The 17,781-nt window shown below is 74.6% G+C and carries 1 protein-coding gene (running past one end of the window); it reads right to left on the bottom strand.

Features of this window, described 5'->3' with window-relative positions; translation table 11 throughout:
- Positions 1-17,781, bottom strand: the 5' portion of a protein-coding gene (locus VSH64_RS12470) for a type I polyketide synthase (protein WP_326835728.1). Its footprint begins 13,407 nt before the window's first position; only the first 17,781 of its 31,188 coding nucleotides appear in the window; the start codon lies at positions 17,779-17,781; its stop codon lies off the left edge, out of view.

Genomic DNA, 17,781 nt, shown 5'->3' with positions numbered 1-17,781 from the left:
CTCTTCGAGCTGCGTGGCCAGGTTCACGGCCTGCGCCGCGAGAGCCGCGTCGTCGCGCGCCGAGAGCACCCACGGCACGACCTTCGTGGTCTCCTCGCGCTCCGGCGCCGGCTTCGCGGCCGGCGCGGCTTCGAGCACGGCGTGCGCGTTGGTTCCGCTGATGCCGAACGACGACACCGCCGCCCGCCGCGGCCGTCCGGTGTCCGGCCAGTCGAGGCGGTCGGTCAGCAGTGTCACGGCGCCGGCCGTCCAGTCCACGTGCGACGACGGCGCGTCCACGTGCAGCGTTCGCGGCAGCACCCCGGCGCGCAGGGCCTGCACCATCTTGATCACGCCGGCGACGCCGGCCGCCGACTGCGTGTGGCCGATGTTCGACTTGATCGACCCGAGCCACAGCGGCTCGGCGCGGTCCTGGCCGTAGGTGGCCTGCAGCGCCTGGGCCTCGATCGGGTCGCCGAGGCGCGTGCCGGTGCCGTGGGCCTCCACCGCGTCGACGTCCGAAGTGGACAGACCGGCGTCGGCGAGCGCCGCGCGGATCACGCGTTGCTGCGAAGGGCCGTTCGGTGCGGTGAGGCCGTTGGACGCGCCGTCCTGGTTCACCGCCGAACCGCGCAGCACGGCCAGGACTTCGTGGCCGTGGCGGCGGGCCTCCGACAGGCGTTCGAGCACGACCATGCCGGCGCCTTCACCCCAGCCCGTGCCGTCCGCGCCGTCGGCGAACGCCTTGCAGCGCCCGTCCGGCGCGAGGCCGCCTTGCTTGCTGAACTCGCTGAAGCCGTCGGGGCCGGCCATCACCGTCACGCCGCCGGCCAGCGCCATCGTGCACTCGCCGGAGCGGATCGCCCGCGCCGCCAGGTGCAGCGCGACCAGTGAAGACGAGCACGCCGTGTCGACGGTGACCGCCGGACCTTCGAGACCGAGGGTGTAGGCGACGCGGCCGGACAGCACGCTGGAGGTGTTGCCGGTCAGCAGGTGCCCGGCCAGCTCCGCCGCGGCGGAGCCGAGCATTTCCTGGTAGCCGCCGTGGGTCGCGCCGACGAACACCCCCGCGCGTTGTCCGCGCAGGGAATCGGGCGCGATGCCGGCGCGTTCCAGCGCCTCCCACGACGTTTCGAGCACGAGCCGCTGCTGCGGGTCCATCGCCAGGGCTTCCCGGGGCGAGATCCCGAAGAACGCGGCGTCGAACCCGGCCATTTCCTCGAGGAAACCGCCGTGGCGGGTCTGGCTGAGGCCGAGCAGCTTCTCGACGTCCCAGTTGCGGTCGGTCGGGAAGCCGCCGATCGCGTCGCCGCCGGTGTCCACGAGCCGCCAGAGGTCTTCCGGCGAGCGCACGCCGCCGGGGTAGCGGCAGCCCATGCCGACGATCACGATCGGGTCCTCGCCGGTGCGGGCCGGCGTGACGGTTCGGGTGTTCTCTTCGGAAGCGACGTCGCCGAGCAGCTCACCGAGCACGAACTCGGCGAGCACGCCCGGTGTCGGGTAGTCGAACACCAGCGTCGAGGTGAGACGCAGGCCGGTCGCCGCGATGAGCCGATTGCGCAGCTCGACCGCGGTGAGCGAGTCGATGCCCTGCTCGCGGAACTCCTTGCGCAGGTCGATGGTCGAGGCCGACGGGTGGCCGAGCACGGCCGCCACCTCGCCGCGCACGAGCTCGGCCACGAACCGGCCGCGCTCGCCTTCCGGCAGCGTGCCGAGCTGGTGCACCAGCGTCTTCGCCGTGCCGGACCCGGCCTTGGCCGCGCTGCGGCGCGCGCCGGTGACGAGCCCGCGCAGCAGCGGCGGGATCTCCCGCTGGCGGCGCACCCCCTGCGGGTCCAGGCGCGCGGCGACGATCTGCGGTTCGAGCGAGGCGATGCCGTCGTCGAACATCCGCATGCCGAGCTCGGCGTCGATCGGCTGCAGGCCGGCCGCGCTCATCCGCTGGAGGTCGGCTTCGGTCAGCTCGCTGGTCATGCCGCTGCCCCGGCCCCACGGGCCCCAGGCGAACGAGGTCGCCGGCAGGCCGTGCGCGCGCCGGTGGGCGGCGAGCGCGTCGAGGGCCACGTTGGCGGCGGCGTAGTTCGCCTGGCCCGGGCTGCCCATCGCCCCGGCGACGGAGGAGAACAGCACGAACGCGGCGAGGTCGTGGTCGCGCGTGGCCTCGTGGAGGTGCCAGGCGGCGTCGGCCTTCGGTGCCAGCACCCGCTCGAAGCGTTCGGGCGTCAGCGAATCGAGCACACCGTCGTCGAGCACACCGGCGGTGTGGATCACGGCGGTGAGGGGCCGGTCGAGGCCGCGGACGAGCGCCTGCACGGCGTCGGCGTCGCTGGTGTCGCACGCGACCACTGCCACGTCGGCACCCCTGAGTTCGGCCACCAGCTCGGCCGCGCCGGGGGCGGCCGGGCCGCGGCGGCTGGCGAGCACGAGGTGCCGCACACCGCGTTCGGTCACCAGGTGGCGCGCGAGCACGCTGCCCAGCCCGCCGGTACCGCCGGTGATGAGCACCGTGCCGTCGGGGTCCCAGGGCCGCGGCACGGTGAGCACGAGCTTGCCGACGTGCTTGGCCATGCTCATGAAGCGGAACGCGTCGCGGGCCCGGCGCACGTCCCACGTGGTCACCGGCAGCGGTTCGAGCGCGCCTTCGGCGAACAGGTCGGCGAGGGCCGCGAGCAGTTCGCGGGTCCGGTCGGGACCGGCGTCGAACAGGTCGAACGCACGGTAACCCGGGCTTTCCTCGCGGACGTCGGTCTTGCCCATCTCCAGGAAACGCCCGCCTTCGCCTTGCAGGCGCAGGGAAGCGTCGACGAACTCACCGGCCAGCGCGTTGAGCACCACGTCGATGCGGCCGCCCGAGACGGCACGGAACTGGTCCTCGAAGTCGAGCGTGCGCGAGGACGCAATGTGGTCCTCGGCCACGCCGAGCTCCCGCAGGATGTGCTGCTTGCCTTCGCTCGCCGTGGCGTAGACCTCGGCGCCGAGGTGGTGCGCGAGCTGGATCGCGGCCATGCCGACCCCGCCGGCGCCGGCGTGGACCAGGATCGACTCCCCCGGCCGTAGGTCCGCCAGGTCCACCAGCGCGTAGTACGCGGTGAGGAACACCAGCGGCACGCTCGCGGCGGTCTCGGCCGACCAGCCTTCGGGCACCTTCGTCTGATAGCGCTCGTCGACCACGGCGAGGGAGCCGAAGCCGTCGGGCACCATGCCGAACACGCGGTCGCCGACGCCCAGGTGCGTCACGTCCGGACCGGTTTCGATGACGACGCCAGTCGCTTCGGCGCCGAGCGGGCCGGCCTCGCCGGGGTACATGCCGAGCGCGTTGAGCACGTCGCGGAAGTTGATACCGCCGGCTTCGACGCGGATCCGCACCTGGCGGCCGGTCAGCGGCGCGGAAAGCTCCGGGTCGGCGGCGAGCACGAGGTCGTCGAGGCTGCCCTTGGCGCGGCTGTCGAGCCGCCACGGCACGCCGCCGGCGGGCGGCAGCAGGGCCGGGCCCGCCACGAGTTTGGCCAGCCGGCCCACGTGCGCGATGCCTTCGCGCACCACGACCTGCGGCTCGCCGGTCTCGACGATGCCGGGCAGCAAGGCGAGCGAAGCCGGCTCGTCGTCCACGTCGACCAGCACGTACTGGTCGGGGTTCTCCGTCTGCGCCGCGCGGATCAGGCCCCACACCGCCGCGGCGGCGGGATCGGTCACGTCGGCACCGTCCACGGTGGACACCGCGCCGCGCGTGACGAACACCAGGCGGGTGCCCGGGTGTTCCTGCACGATGCCGAGCACGCGGCTGGTCACCTCACGCAGCGCGCCCGGCAGGTCGGCGCCGCCGGTGACCGGCACCACCACCACGCCGGCATCGGCCGGCTCTGCGACCACGGCGGGCAGCGGGATCGCGAAGTCGTCGCCGAGCACGGCCCAGAGCAGGTCCTCGTCCCCGGCCGGAAGCTCCGGCTCGGGCACCCAGCCCACGCGGTAGAGCGACTCGGCCTCGGGCGCGCGCGCCGCCGTCGCCTCGCGCATCACGAGCGTGCCGACGGACAGCACCGGCGCGCCCTCGACGTCCACCGCCGCGAGCGCGATCGCGTCGGCCGCCGTCCGCGTCAGGCGCACACGCAGCGCGGACGCACCGGTGGCGTGGAGAGACACGTCGGTCCAGGAGAACGGCAGCACGCGCTTGCCGGCCGCGTCCAGCCCCGCGAACGAGATCGCGTGCAGCGCAGCGTCGAGCAGCGCCGGGTGCAGGCCGAAATCCTCGGCGTCGTCCACGCGGGCCGGCAGCGCGAGATCCAGGAACGCCTCGTCACCACGCTGCCACACGGACTTCAGGCCCTGGAACACCTCGCCGTAGCCGAAGCCCTCCGCGGCCAGGGCCGGGTAGAACTCGCCGAGCTCGACGCGCTCGGCGCCGGCCGGCGGCCAGGCGCTCACGGCGAACTCCGCCGAGTGCTCGCCACTCACCAAGGTGCCCGAGGCGTGCAGTGTCCACAGGGGATCCGGCTCGCCGGCCGGGCTGGAGTGCACGGTCACCTCGCGTCGGCCGTCGGCGTCGGCGTCGCCGACCCAGATCTGCACGGCCACCGCTCCGGTCGGCGGGAGCACGAGCGGAACGGCGAGCGTCAGCTCCTCCACCCGGTCGCAGCCCACTTGGTCGCCGGCGCGCAATGCCAGCTCCAGGAAGCCGGTGCCGGGGAAGAGCACGTCGCCGCCGACGGCGTGGTCGGCGAGCCACGGGTGGGTCGCGATCGAGAGGCGGCTGGTGAAGAGCGCGCCGTCGCCGTGCGCGAGCCGCACCGCGGCGCCCAACAGCGGGTGCCCGGCCGCGACCAGTCCCGCGGCGGCCACGTCACCCGCGGCGGCGGCGAGGTTCGGCCAGAAGCGTTCCCGCTGGAAGGCGTACGTGGGCAGGTCGACGCGGCGGCCGCCCGCGGTGTGCGGAGTCCAGTCCACGCGGACTCCGGCCACGTGCAGCGCGCCGAGCGCCGTGAGGGCCGACCGGTCCTCGGGCCGGTCGCGGCGCAGGAACGGCACCACCACGGCGTGCTCGGTCAGGCAGCCCAGGGCCATCGCGGACAGCACCCCGTCGGGCCCCAGTTCCAGGAACGTGTCGGCACCGAGGTCTTCGAGCGCGCGAACACCGTCGGCGAACCGGACCGCGTCGCGCACGTGCCCGACCCAGTACTCGGGCGTCACGAAATCGCCGGGCCCCGCGGCCGCGCCGGTGCGCGTGGACACGAGTGGGAGCCGAGGTTCGGCGTAGGTCAGGGTTTCCGCGACGGCCCGGAAGTCCTCCAGCATCGGGTCCATCAGCGGCGAGTGGAACGCGTGCGACACGCTCAGCCGCTTGCCCTTGCGGTCGGCGAACAGCTCGGCGACGGCGGTCACGGCGGCTTCGGTCCCGGCCAGCACCACGGAGGCGGGCCCGTTGACAGCGGCGATCGTGACGTCGCCGGTCAGGTGCGGAGTCACCTCGGCTTCGCTCGCCCGCAGCGACAGCATCACCCCACCGGCCGGCAGAGCCTGCATCAAGCGGCCCCGCGCGGCAACGAGCTTCGCGGCGTCTTCGAGGCTGAACACCCCGGCGACGTGGGCCGCGGCGATCTCACCGATGGAGTGCCCGGCGACGAACGCGGGGCGGATACCCCACGCCTGCGCGAGCCGGAACAGCGCGACCTCGATCGCGAACAACGCGGGCTGCGCGTGGCCGGTAGCGTCTAACGCGGTTTCGTCGTCGCCCCACACGACATCGCGCAGCGAGCCGTCGAGGTGCCGGTCCACTTCGGACCCGACCTCGTCGAACGCCTGCGCGAACACCGGGAACCGCGCGTGCAGCTCGCGGCCCATGCCGAGCCGCTGTGAACCCTGGCCGGCGAACAGCACGGCGAGGGTGCGTTCGGCGGCGGTGCCGCGGGCGACCTCGGTCACGGTGTGCTCGTCGGCGAGCACCACGGCGCGGTGCTCGAACTCGGTGCGGGCCAGCAGCGAGTGGCCGACGTCGAGGCGGTGCGCCCCGGTGAGCTCGGCCAGCCGCGCGACCTGCGCGTCGAGCGCTTCGGGGCTGCGCGCGGACACGACCCACGGCACGAGGTCGCGGTCCTCGGCCGGTGGGGGCTCCGCGGCGGGCCCGGCTTCGAGGATCACGTGCGCGTTGGTGCCGCTGATGCCGAACGACGACACCCCTGCCCGCCGCGGCCGATCGGTCTCCGGCCACACCGTCGCGTCGGTGAGCAGTTCGACCGCGCCCGCGGCCCAGTCGACGTGCGTGGACGGGGTGCCGACGTTGAGCGTCGGCGGCAGCGTCCCGCGCTGCATCGCCAGCACCATCTTGATCACACCGGCGGCACCGGCGGCGGCCTGGGTGTGCCCGAGGTTCGACTTCACCGAGCCCAGCAGCAACGGGGTTTCGCGGTCCTGGCCGTAGGTCGCCAGCAACGCCTGAGCCTCGATCGGGTCGCCGAGCGCGGTGCCGGTGCCGTGGGCTTCCACCGCATCGACGTCCGAAGTGGACAGTCCGGCGTCCGCGAGTGCCGCTCGGATCACGCGCTGCTGCGAAGGACCGTTGGGCGCGGTCAGGCCGTTGGACGCGCCGTCCTGGTTCACCGCGGACCCGCGCACCGTGGCGAGCACGCGGTGGCCGTGGCGCTGCGCGTCGGAAAGGCGTTCGAGCACGACCAGGCCGACACCTTCGCCCCAGGCGGTGCCGTCGGCGTCGTCGGAGAAGGCCTTGCAGCGGCCGTCGGAGGCGAGGCCGCCGTGGCGGGTGAACTCGCTGAAGCCGTCGGGCGTCGACATCACCGTGACGCCGCCGACGAGCGCGAGCGAGCTCTCGCCGCCCCGCAGCGACTGCGCGGCCAGGTGGATCGCGACGAGCGACGACGAGCACGCCGTGTCGACGGTGAGCGCCGGGCCTTCGAAGCCGAAGGTGTAGGAGATGCGCCCGGACACGACGCTGGCGGCGACGCCGGTGCCCGAGTGGCCTTCGAGGTCTTCGCGCGCGGTGGCCACGAGCGCGCCGTAGTCCTGGCCGTTGGTGCCCACGAACACGCCGGTGCTCGATCCGCGCAGCGTCGCCGGGTCGATGCCGGCCTGTTCCAGCGCCTCCCACGAGGTTTCCAGCAGCAGGCGCTGCTGCGGGTCCATCGCGAGCGCCTCGCGCGGGGAGATGCCGAAGAAGCCGGCGTCGAAGTCGGCCGCGTCGTAGAGGAAGCCGCCGAGCTGCGTGGCGCTGTGGCCGCGGCCGTCGCCGGCCAGCCGGCCGAGGTCCCAGCCGCGGTCGGCCGGGAAGTCCGCGATGCCGTGCTCGCCGCCGGACACGAGGTCCCAGAACTGCTCGGGTGTCGCGACGCCGCCGGGGAACCGGCACGCGAGGCCGACGATCACGATCGGGTCGTCGGTCATCCGGGTCGTGGTGGCGGCGGGACGCAGGGCGGCGGCTTCGCCGAGGGCGGAGGTGCTCAGGTGCGTGGCCAGGGCGGCGGCGCTGGGATGGTCGAACACCACGGTGCTGCTCAGCACCAGGCCGGTCGCGGTCTCGAGGCGGTTGCGCAGCTCGACGGCCGTGAGCGAGTCGAAGCCCAGGTCGCGGAACGCGCGGTCGGCGCCGATCCCCGACGTTCCGGACAGTCCGAGCACCGCGGCGATGTGCTCCCGGACCAGGTTCAGCGTGGTGGCCGCACGGTCCTCTTCGGACAACGGCAGCAGCCGAGTCCGCAGGTCGTCGATGCCGCGTGGCGTGAGCAGCTCGCGGGCGGCCGGTAGTTCAGAAAGCGTGGGTGAGGGCCGCGAGGTGAGCAGCGGCGCCAGCACCTCGGGGTCGGCCAGGTCCGCGACCACGAGCGTGGGCTCGGGTTCGGCGGCGGCCTGGAGCAGTGCGGCGAGCGCCGTCGGCGGGGCGAGGTCCGTGCGCAGGCCGGTGGCCATGCCGTCGCCGGCCCAGGCGCCCCAGGCGATCGACGTCGCGGGCCGGCCCTGCGCCCGGCGGCGCTGGGCGAGGGCGTCGAGCATCGCGTTGGCCGCGGCGTAGCTCGCCTGACCGGGGTTGCCGAGGGAGCCGGCGACCGAGGAGAACAGCACGAACTTCTCGACGTCGCCGGCCAGCTCGTCGAGCAGCAGCGCGGCTTCGGCCTTGGGCCGCAGCACGGCGTCGAGCCGCTCGGGGGTGAGCGCGGTGAGCACGCCGTCGTCGAGCACGCCGGCCGTGTGCACCACGGCGGTGATGGCGTGGCGCGCGAACAAGCCGGAGACAACGGCGCGATCGGCCACGTCGCTGGCCTCGATCACGACCTCGGCGCCCGTTTCTTCGAGGTCTGCGCGCAGCTCGGCCGCGCCCGGGGCGCCGGCGCCACGGCGGCTCACGAGCACCAGCCGGTCGGCACCGGCCGCCGCGAGATGGCGGGCGACCTGCGCGCCGAGCGCGCCCGTGCCGCCGGTCACGAGCACGGTGCCCGAGGGCGCCCACGTCTCGTCCGCGGCCGCGCCGACCGGCACGATCCGCCGGCCGTACACGCCGGACGCGCGCACGGCGACCTGGTCTTCGGCGCCGCCCAGCACCCCGGCGAGGCGGTCGGCGACCGTCGCGTCGAGGGTGGCGGGCAGATCGACCAGCCCGCCCCACAGCTGCGGGTGCTCCAACGCGGCCACCCGGCCGAGGCCCCAGACCCCGGCTGCGCGCGGGTCGACCACGGTCTCGGCGGCCGGCACGGCTTCCCGTGTCACGGCCCAGACCCGCGTGCTCACGCCGGCTTCGACCACCGTCCGCACGACCTCGGCCGTGCCGGCGGTGTCTGCCAGCGACACCACGCCCACGTTCTCGGCGGCGTGGTCGGCCAGCTCGGCCACGGTCGTCACGGCGGCGTCGAGCGTCGCGGCGACGAACTCGGTCAGCTCGGCGTCGGCACCGGCGACCACGAGCCAGCGGCCCGGCTCGCGCCGGCCGGCCGCGACGCGGACCCAGGTTTCGCGGTGGCGCAGCGGCGCCACGGGATCGCTGCCCGCCGGCGGCTCGGGCCAGTAGCGCTCGTGCTGGAACGCGTAAGTGGGCAGGTCGGCCCGGCGCGCGCCGGCGTGGAACGACGACCAGTCGACGTCGACACCCGCCACGTGCAGTGCGGCCAGCGCGGTGAGCGCGGAGAGTTCTTCGGCACGCTCGCGGCGCAGCGCGGGCACGGCGACGGCGTCGGGCACGAGCGCCGAGGTCAGCGCGGACAGGGTGCCGTCCGGGCCCAGCTCGAGGAAGGCGTTCACGCCCTGCGCGGCCAGCGTGGTCACGCCGTCGGCGAAGCGCACGGTTTCGCGCACGTGCCGCACCCAGTGCTCGGGCGCGGCCAGCTCGGCAGCCGTCGCGAGCTCGCCGGTCAAGGTGGACACGAGCGGGATCAGCGGCTCACCGAACGACAGCTGCTCGACCTCGGCCCGGAACTCGGCGAGCATCGGCTCCATCAACGGCGAGTGGAACGCGTGCGACACGCTCAGCCGCTTGGTCCGGCGATCCGCGAACTGCTGCGCGACCGCGGCCACGGCGTCCTCGGCGCCGGCGACCACCACGGACCGCGGGCCGTTGACGGCCGCGACCGACACGGCCTCGGTCAGCAGCGGGGTGACCTCGTCCTCGGTCGCATCCAGCGCCACCATCGCGCCGCCGCGCGGCAACGCCTGCATCAGCCGCGCGCGGGCGCTGACCAGTTTCGCCGCGTCGGCGAGCGACAGCACCCCCGAGACGTGCGCGGCCGCGATCTCGCCGATCGAGTGACCGGCCACGAACCGCGGCGTGATCCCCCACGCCTCGACCAGCCGGAACAACGCGACTTCGAGCGCGAACAACGCGGGCTGCGCCCAACCGGTGTCGTTCAGCGCCGCCTCGTCAGCGCCCCACACGACTTCGCGCAGGCCGTCCGGAAGCACCGCGAGGGCTTCGTCGAAGGCCGCGGCGAACACCGGGAACCGGTCGTGCAGCTCACGGCCCATCCCGAGCCGCTGCGCACCCTGACCGGCGAACAGCGCCGCGGCCGTGCGGTCGGCCGCTTCACCGCGCGCGAGTTCGACGCCGTCGACGAGGACCGCGCGGTGGTCGAACACCGTGCGCGCGGCCAGCGTGTGACCGACGTCGAGCGGATCGGTGTCGTGCTCGTCCACGAAGGCGGCGAGCCGAGCCGATTGTGCCTGCAGCGCTTCGGTCGTCCGCGCTGACAACGGCCACGGGACCAGGCCCGCCCGCGGTGCCACCATCACCGGCGCAGTGACCGGCGGCGCCTGTTCGAGGATCACGTGCGCGTTGGTGCCGCTGATGCCGAACGACGACACACCGGCCCGACGCGCGCGACCGGCTTCGGGCCACGGCGTGTCCTCGGTGAGCAGCTCGATGTCGCCGGCCGCCCAATCGATGCGCGTGGACCGCTCCCCCGCGTGCAGCGTGCGCGGCAGCACTCCGTGGCGCAGCGCGAGAATCATCTTGATCACGCCCGCCACCCCGGCGGCCGCCTGCGTGTGCCCGAGGTTCGACTTCACCGAGCCGAGCAGCAGCGGCCGGTCGCGGTCCTGGCCGTAGGTGGCGAGCAGGGCCTGGGCCTCGATCGGGTCACCGAGGGCGGTGCCGGTGCCGTGCGCCTCGACGGCGTCGACGTCCGAAGTGGACAGACTGGCACTGGCCAACGCGGAACGGATCACGCGCTGCTGCGCCGGACCGTTGGGGGCGGTGAGCCCGTTGGACGCGCCGTCCTGGTTCACTGCCGTGCCGCGGACCAGAGCGAGGACCTCGTGGCCGTTGCGGCGCGCGTCGGACAGCCGCTCGACGAGCAGCATGCCCACGCCTTCCGACCAGCCGGTGCCATCGGCGCCCTCGGCGAACGCCTTGCAGCGGCCATCGGCCGCCAGGCCGCCCTGCTTGCCGAACTCGGCGAAGATCGACGGGTCGGCCAGCACCGTGACCCCGCCGACCAGCGCCAGCGAGCTTTCCCCGGTGCGCAGCGACTGCGCGGCCAGGTGCAGCGCGACGAGCGACGACGAGCACGCCGTGTCCACGGTGACCGAAGGGCCTTCGAGCCCGAACGTGTAAGACAGCCGGCCGGACATCACGCTGCCGGTGTTGCCGGTGAGCACGAACCCTTCGGCGCGCGCGGCGCCGGTGAGCAGTTGCGCGTAGTCCGCGCTCGAGGCGCCGATGAACACGCCGGTCTCGGAACCGGCCACGGACTCGGGCCGGATGCCGGCGCGCTCGAACGTCTCCCAAGCGGCTTCCAGCAACAGGCGCTGTTGGGGGTCGGCGGCGAGCGCCTCACGCGGGCTCATGCGGAAGAACTCGGCGTCGAAGTCGGCGGCGCCGGCGAGGAAGCCGCCGTGCAGGCCGCCGAGGCCGGACCAGCCGCGGTCGGCGGGCACCGGCCCGATCGCGTCGCCGCCGGTGGTGAGCAGCTGCCACAGCTGCTCGGGAGTGTCGGCGCCGCCCGGGAAGCGGCAGCTCAGGCCCACGACGGCGAGCGGGTCGTCGCCGGTCACACGGGTGGTCCGGGTGGTGGCCGCGGGCGCGCTGCCGCCCAGTTCCCCGGCGAGGAACGCGGCGAGCGCGAGCGGGGTCGGGTAGTCGAACACGAGCGTCGGGGCCAGGCGCAGACCGGTCGCCGCGGCGAGGCGGTTGCGCAGCTCCACCGAGGTGAGCGAGTCGAAACCCAGGTCGCGGAACGGCCGGGAGACCTCGACGCCGTCGGCCGAGGCGTGACCGAGCACGGCGGCGATCTCCGCGCGAACGCTGTCGAGCAGGGCCGCTTCCCGGTCCGCAGTGGACAGTCCGGTGAGCCGCGGGTCGGACCCGGCGGCGGCCGCGCGGCGGGGCGCGCGCACGAGGCCGCGGAACACCTCGGGCACGGCCGGCAACGCGCGCAACGCCGTGGTGTCGACCAGGGCCGGGACCAGCACCGGGCTGTCGGCGGTGATCGCGGCGTCGAACAGGGCGAGGCCTTCGGCGAGCGGCATCGGCGGCTGACCGTCGCGGGCCAGGCGGTTGAGGTCCGCTTCGGACAGTGCGGCGGTCATGCCGGCTTCGGGTGACCAAGCGCCCCACGCGAGCGCGGTCGCCGGCAGGCCGAGGGCGCGACGGTGGCGGGCCAACGCGTCGAGGCCGGTGTTGGCGGCGGCGTAGTTGGCCTGGCCGGGGCCGCCGAGGACCCCGGTGATCGAGGAGAACAGCACGAAGGCCGCGAGGTCCAGCTCACGCGTCGCCTCGTGCAGTGCCCACGCGCCGGCGAGCTTCGGGCCGGTGACCTTCGCCAGCCGCTCGGCGTCGAGCGAGGCGACCACACCGTCGTCGAGCACCCCGGCCGCGTGGACCACGGCGGTGAGCGGGTGCGCGGGATCGACGTTCGCGACGAGCGCGTGGACCGCGGCGGGGTCGGCCGTGTCGCAGGCGACCACGGTCACGTCCACTTCGGACAGCTCCGCCACCAGCTCGTCGACGCCGGGCGCGGCCGGGCCGCGGCGGCTCGCCAGCAGCAGGTGCCGCACCCCGTGGTGGCTCACGAGGTGCTTCGCGAGCTCACGGCCGAGCCCGGCGGTGCCGCCGGTGACCAGCACGGTGCCGTCCGGGTCCCAGGCGCGCGGCATCGTGAGCACGAGCTTGCCGACGTGCTGGGCCTGGCCCATGAAGCGGAACGCCTCGGGCGCGCGGCGCACGTCCCAGGTCTTGGTGGGCAACGGCGTCAAGGCGCCGGCCGCGAACAGGTCCAGCAGGGCGGCGAGCAGGTCCCGCGTGCGGTCCGGGCCGGCTTCGACGAGGTCGAACGCCCGGTAGCCGGGCACTCCCTCGCGCAGGTCGGTCTTGCCCATCTCCAGGAAACGGCCGCCGGCACGCAGCAGGCCGAGGGACGCGTCGACGAACTCACCCGTGAGCGCGTTGAGCACGATGTCGACCGGCCCGAACTGCTCGGCGAAGTCCAGCGTGCGTGAAGACGCGAGGTGGTCTTCGGCGACTCCCAGCTCCCGCAGCACGGGCTGCTTGCTTTCGCTCGCCGTCGCGTAGACCTCGAGGCCGAGGTGGTGCGCCAGCTGGATCGCGGCCATGCCGACGCCGCCGGCGCCGGCGTGGATCAGGATCGCTTCGCCGGGCTGAGCCGCGGCGAGATCCACCAGCGCGTAGTAAGCCGTGAGGAACACCAGCGGCACGCCGGCCGCCTCGGCGTCACTCCAGGCTTCGGGGACGCGGGCGAGGTAGTGCTCGTCGACCACGGCCAGGGGGCCGAAGCCGCCGTCGAGCATGCCGAACACGCGGTCGCCCACGGCGAGGTCCCGCACGGCCGAACCGACCTCGGTGACCACGCCGGCGAGTTCGGCGCCGAGCGGACCGGCCTCGCCGGGGTACATGCCGAGCGCGTTGAGCACGTCGCGGAAGTTGAGGCCGGCGGCCCGGACGGCCACGCGCACGTCGTGCTCGCCCAGCGCCGCCGCGGCCGCTTCGAACGGCAGCAGCGCCAGCGCGTCGAGGCTGCCCTTGCGCCGGCTGTCCAGCCGCCACGGCGTGTCCGTCGGCGGCACGAGCGAAGCCGAAAACTTCGCCAGGCGGGCCACCCGGGCCTCGCCGGCGCGCACGACGACCTGCGCCTCGCCGACGGCCAACGCCGCGGTGATCTCGGGCGAGTCGGTGTCGATCAACGCGAACCGGCCCGGGTTCTCCAGGGCGGCCGAGCGCACCAGCCCCCACACCGGCGCGGTGGTGAGGTCGGTGATCTCCTCCGTGTCGTCCACGGCCACCGCACCGCGCGTGACCACGACCAGGCGCGCGTCGGCGAAACGCTCGTCGGCCAGCCAGCTCTGCAGCACCCCCAGCACCTGCGCCGGGGCGACGTCGGCGATCGGGTACACGACCACCTCGGCGGACCCGAGCTCAGCCAAGGTGGGCGCGGTGTGGCTGCCGGGCAGGGTGAGGCCGAACGGATCCGATCCCAGCACGGCGATCGAGCCCGCGAACGCCGTGGCCGGGCGCGCCGGAACCCAGTCGAGCTGCCACAGTGGCAGTTCGTCCGCAGTGGACTCGACCGCCAACTGGTCCGGCGCCGGGCGCACGACCAGCGAACCGGCCGAGAACACCGGCGCACCTTCGGGGTCGGTGGCGTGCAGGATCGTCGTGTCCGGACCGGCCGGCGTGAGGCGCACGCGCAGCGCGGTGGCGCCGTTCGCGTGCAGCGTCACGTCGGTCCACGAGAAGGGCAGGGTCGCGCGCGACTCGCCCGAGGTGAGCGCGGTGGCGTGCAACGCGGCGTCGAGCAGGGCCGGGTGCACGGCGAACGTGGTCTCGCCTTCGGCCATATCCGGCAGCGTGACCTCGGCGAACACGTCGGCGCCGCGGCGCCACGCGGCGGTGAGGCCCTGGAACGCCGGACCGTAGCCGTAGCCCGCGGTGGCGAGGCGGTCGTAGGCATCGGTGACGTCCACCGGCTCGGCGCCCGCCGGCGGCCATTCGGCGGGGAAGTCGAACTCCGCGGGGTCGTTGTCGACCAAGCTGCTGTCGACCGGGCTGTCGACGAGTCCGGTGGCGTGGCGCGTCCAGCCGCCGTCGGTTCGCGAGTGGACGGTCAGCGTGCGCGCGCCGCGGTCGTCGGCTTCGCCGAGGGCCAGCTGCAGTTCGAGGCGACCGTCGGCCGGCACGAGCAGCGGCGCTTCGAGCACCAGCTCCGCCACGCGGTCGCAGCCGGCCTCGTCGGCGGCGCGGATCGCCAGCTCCAGCAGACCGGTACCGGGCACGATCGCCGTGCCGCCGATCTCGTGGTCGGCCAGCCACGCGTGGGTGGTGCGCGAGAGCGAGCCGGTGACCACCAGCCCGGCCGCACCGGCGAGGTCCAGCACCGACTCGAGCACCGGGTGGTCGAGCGAACCACCGCGGCGAGACCCGGCGGCGAGCCAGAAGTGGCCGCGCTGGAACGGATACGTCGGCAGGTCGGTGTGCCGGGCGCCGCGGCCGGCGAAGAATTTGGTCCACTTCGGACCGTTGCCGTGCACGTACAACGCGGCGAGCGCTGCGTAGGCGTCGTGGCCCTCACGCTGCAGCGGCACGGCGACGGCTTCGCCCGCCAAGCCCTGCGCCAGCGGACCGGCCAGCACCGCGTCCGCACCCAGTTCGAGTGCCGCCGTCACGCCTTCGTCGCGCAACGTCACCACGGCGTCAGCGAAGCGGACCGCCTCGCGGGCCTGGCGCACCCAGTACTCCGGCGTGCCCAGGTCGGCGCGCGTGCCGGTGAGCGTGGAGACGATCGGGATTTCCGGCCTGCGGTAGGTGAGCACGTCGGCGACCCAGCTCAGCTCGTCGAGCGCGGGCTCCATCAGCGCCGAGTGGAACGCGTGGCTCACCGTGAGGCGCTTGGCGCGCAGGCCACGTTCGCGCACCACGGCTTCGATCGCGTCGATCGCCTCGCCGGCGCCCGAAAGCACCACGGAGCCGGGCGCGTTGACCGCGCCGATGCACACCTCGTCGTGCTCGGCCAGCAGGTCCGCGAGATCGGCCTCGTCCGCCCCGACCGCGAGCATCGCCCCGCCGGCGGGCAGCTGCTGCATCAACCGGCCGCGGTGCGCGGCGAACGCACTCGCGTCCGCGAGCGACCAGACGCCCGCGACGTGCGCGGCGGCCACCTCGCCGATCGAGTGCCCGGTGACGACGTCGGGCCGCAGCCCCCATGACTCCACCAGCCGGAACGCGGCCACCTGGTAGGCGAACAACGCCGGCTGCGTGTAGCCGGTCAGGTCGAGCAGCGCCGCCTCGGGCGTACCCGGCTCGGCGAAGACGATCGAACGCAGCGGCACGTCGAGGTGCAGGTCGAGCTCGGCGCACGCGGCGTCGAACGCCGCCGCGAACACCGGGAAGCGCCCGTACAGATCGCGGCCCATGCCCGCGCGTTGGGCACCCTGGCCCGGGAAGACGAACGCGAGCCGGCCGTGGCTCGCGGCACCGGTCAGCACGCCCGGGTGCGAGGTGCCGGCCGCGAGCGCGGCCAGCCCTTCGGCCGGGTCGCCGAGGACCACGGCCCGGTGCTCCAGCGCGGCCCGCTCGGTCGCGGCACTGTAGGCGACGTCGAGCGCCGAGGCCGCAACGTCCTGTAGCCGCGCCGCCTGCGCCTGCAACGCTTCCGGCGAGCGCGCGGAAAGGACCAGCGGCACCTGCGACTCGCTCGGCGCCGGCGCGTCGACGGGTTCCTCGGCCGGCGCCTGCTCCAGCACCACGTGGGCGTTGGTGCCGCTGAAGCCGAACGACGACACCGCCGCCCGGCGTGGCCGGCCGGTGTCCGGCCAGTCGGTGCGGTCGGTCAGCAGCGCCAGCCCACCGCCGGTCCAGTCGACGTGCGGCGTCGGCTCGTCGGCGTGCAGCGTGCGCGGCAGCACGCCGTGGCGCAGCGCCTCCACCAGCTTGATCACCCCGACGACCCCGGCCGCGGCCTGCGTGTGCCCGAGGTTCGACTTCACCGAGCCCAGCAACAGCGGCCGTTCACGGTCGCGGCCATAGGTCGCCTGCAGTGCCGCGGCCTCGATCGGGTCGCCGAGCCGGGTGCCGGTGCCGTGTGCTTCGACGGCGTCCACTTCGGACGGACGCAGGCCGGCGTCGGCCAGCGCCTGGCGGATCACGCGTTGCTGGGCCACGCCGTTGGGCGCGGTCAGCCCGGCGCTCGCGCCGTCGGAGTTCACGGCCGAACCACGCAGCACGGCGAGCACGCGGTGCCCGCGCGCCCGGGCGGTCGAGAGGCGCTCGACGAGCACCATCGCGGCGCCCTCGCTCCAGCCCGTGCCGTCCGCGTCGGCGCCGAAGGCCTTGCACCGGCCGTCGGCCGAGAGGCCGCGCTGCCGGCTGAAGGCGAGGAACGACCCCGGCGTCGCCATCACGGCCACCCCACCGACCAGCGCCTGCTCGCACTCGCCGTGGCGCAGCGACCGCGCGGCCACGTGCAGCGCGACCAGCGAAGCCGAGCACGCCGTGTCGATCGTGAGCGCCGGGCCCTGCAGCCCGAGGTGGTAGGCGATCCGGCCGGACACCACGCTGCCGGCCGTGCCGGTGATCAGGTGGCCTTCGGCGCCGTCGCGCGCGTCCTGCAGGCCCGGGCCGTACTCGTGGTTCTCCGCGCCGACGAACACACCGGTGGCGCTACCGTGGAGGCTCGTCGGGTCGATGCCCGCGCGCTCCAGCACCTCCCACGACGTCTCGAGCAGCAGCCGCTGCTGCGGATCCATGGCGGCGGCCTCACGCGGCGAGATGCCGAAGAAGCCGGGGTCGAACTCGGCGGCGTCGGCCAGGAAGCCGCCACGACGGGCGTAGGTGCGGCCCGGACGGTCGGGGTCCGGGTCGTAGACGGCGGCGACGTCCCAGCCGCGGTCGTCGGGGAACTCGCCGATGGCGTCGGTGCCCGCGAGCAGTGCGTCCCACAGCTGCGCCGGTGAGCTGATGCCGCCGGGCAGCCGGCAGGCCGCGCCGACGATCACCACCGGGTCGTCGTGATCCGCCGGCCGGGCGATCGGCGCCGTGTCCTCCACGGAGTCGTCGCCCCGCAGCAGGCCGGCGAGGTACTCGGCGAGCGCGCGCGGCGTCGGGTGGTCGTAGACGAGCGACACCGGCAGCGGCAGACCGGTGTCGGCCACCAGCCGCCGGTGCAGCTCGACGGCCGCCAGCGAGCTCACGCCCAGCTCCGCGAACCCGCGAGCCGGATCGTCCACTCCGGACCCGTCACCGTCCAGCGCCGCGGCGAGGTGCTCGCGGATCAGGCCCGTCAGCACGCGCACCGCGTCTTCACGCGCTCCGCTGCCGATGCTCGCCAGTCGGTCGACGCGCTCGTCGAAGGCTTCGCTCGTCAT

The organism is Amycolatopsis rhabdoformis (assembly GCF_035918295.1).
In the GTDB taxonomy this organism is placed as follows: domain Bacteria; phylum Actinomycetota; class Actinomycetes; order Mycobacteriales; family Pseudonocardiaceae; genus Amycolatopsis; species Amycolatopsis rhabdoformis.
Note: the sequence above shows the minus strand (reverse complement) of the source record. Positions and strands in the feature narration are given on the sequence as shown.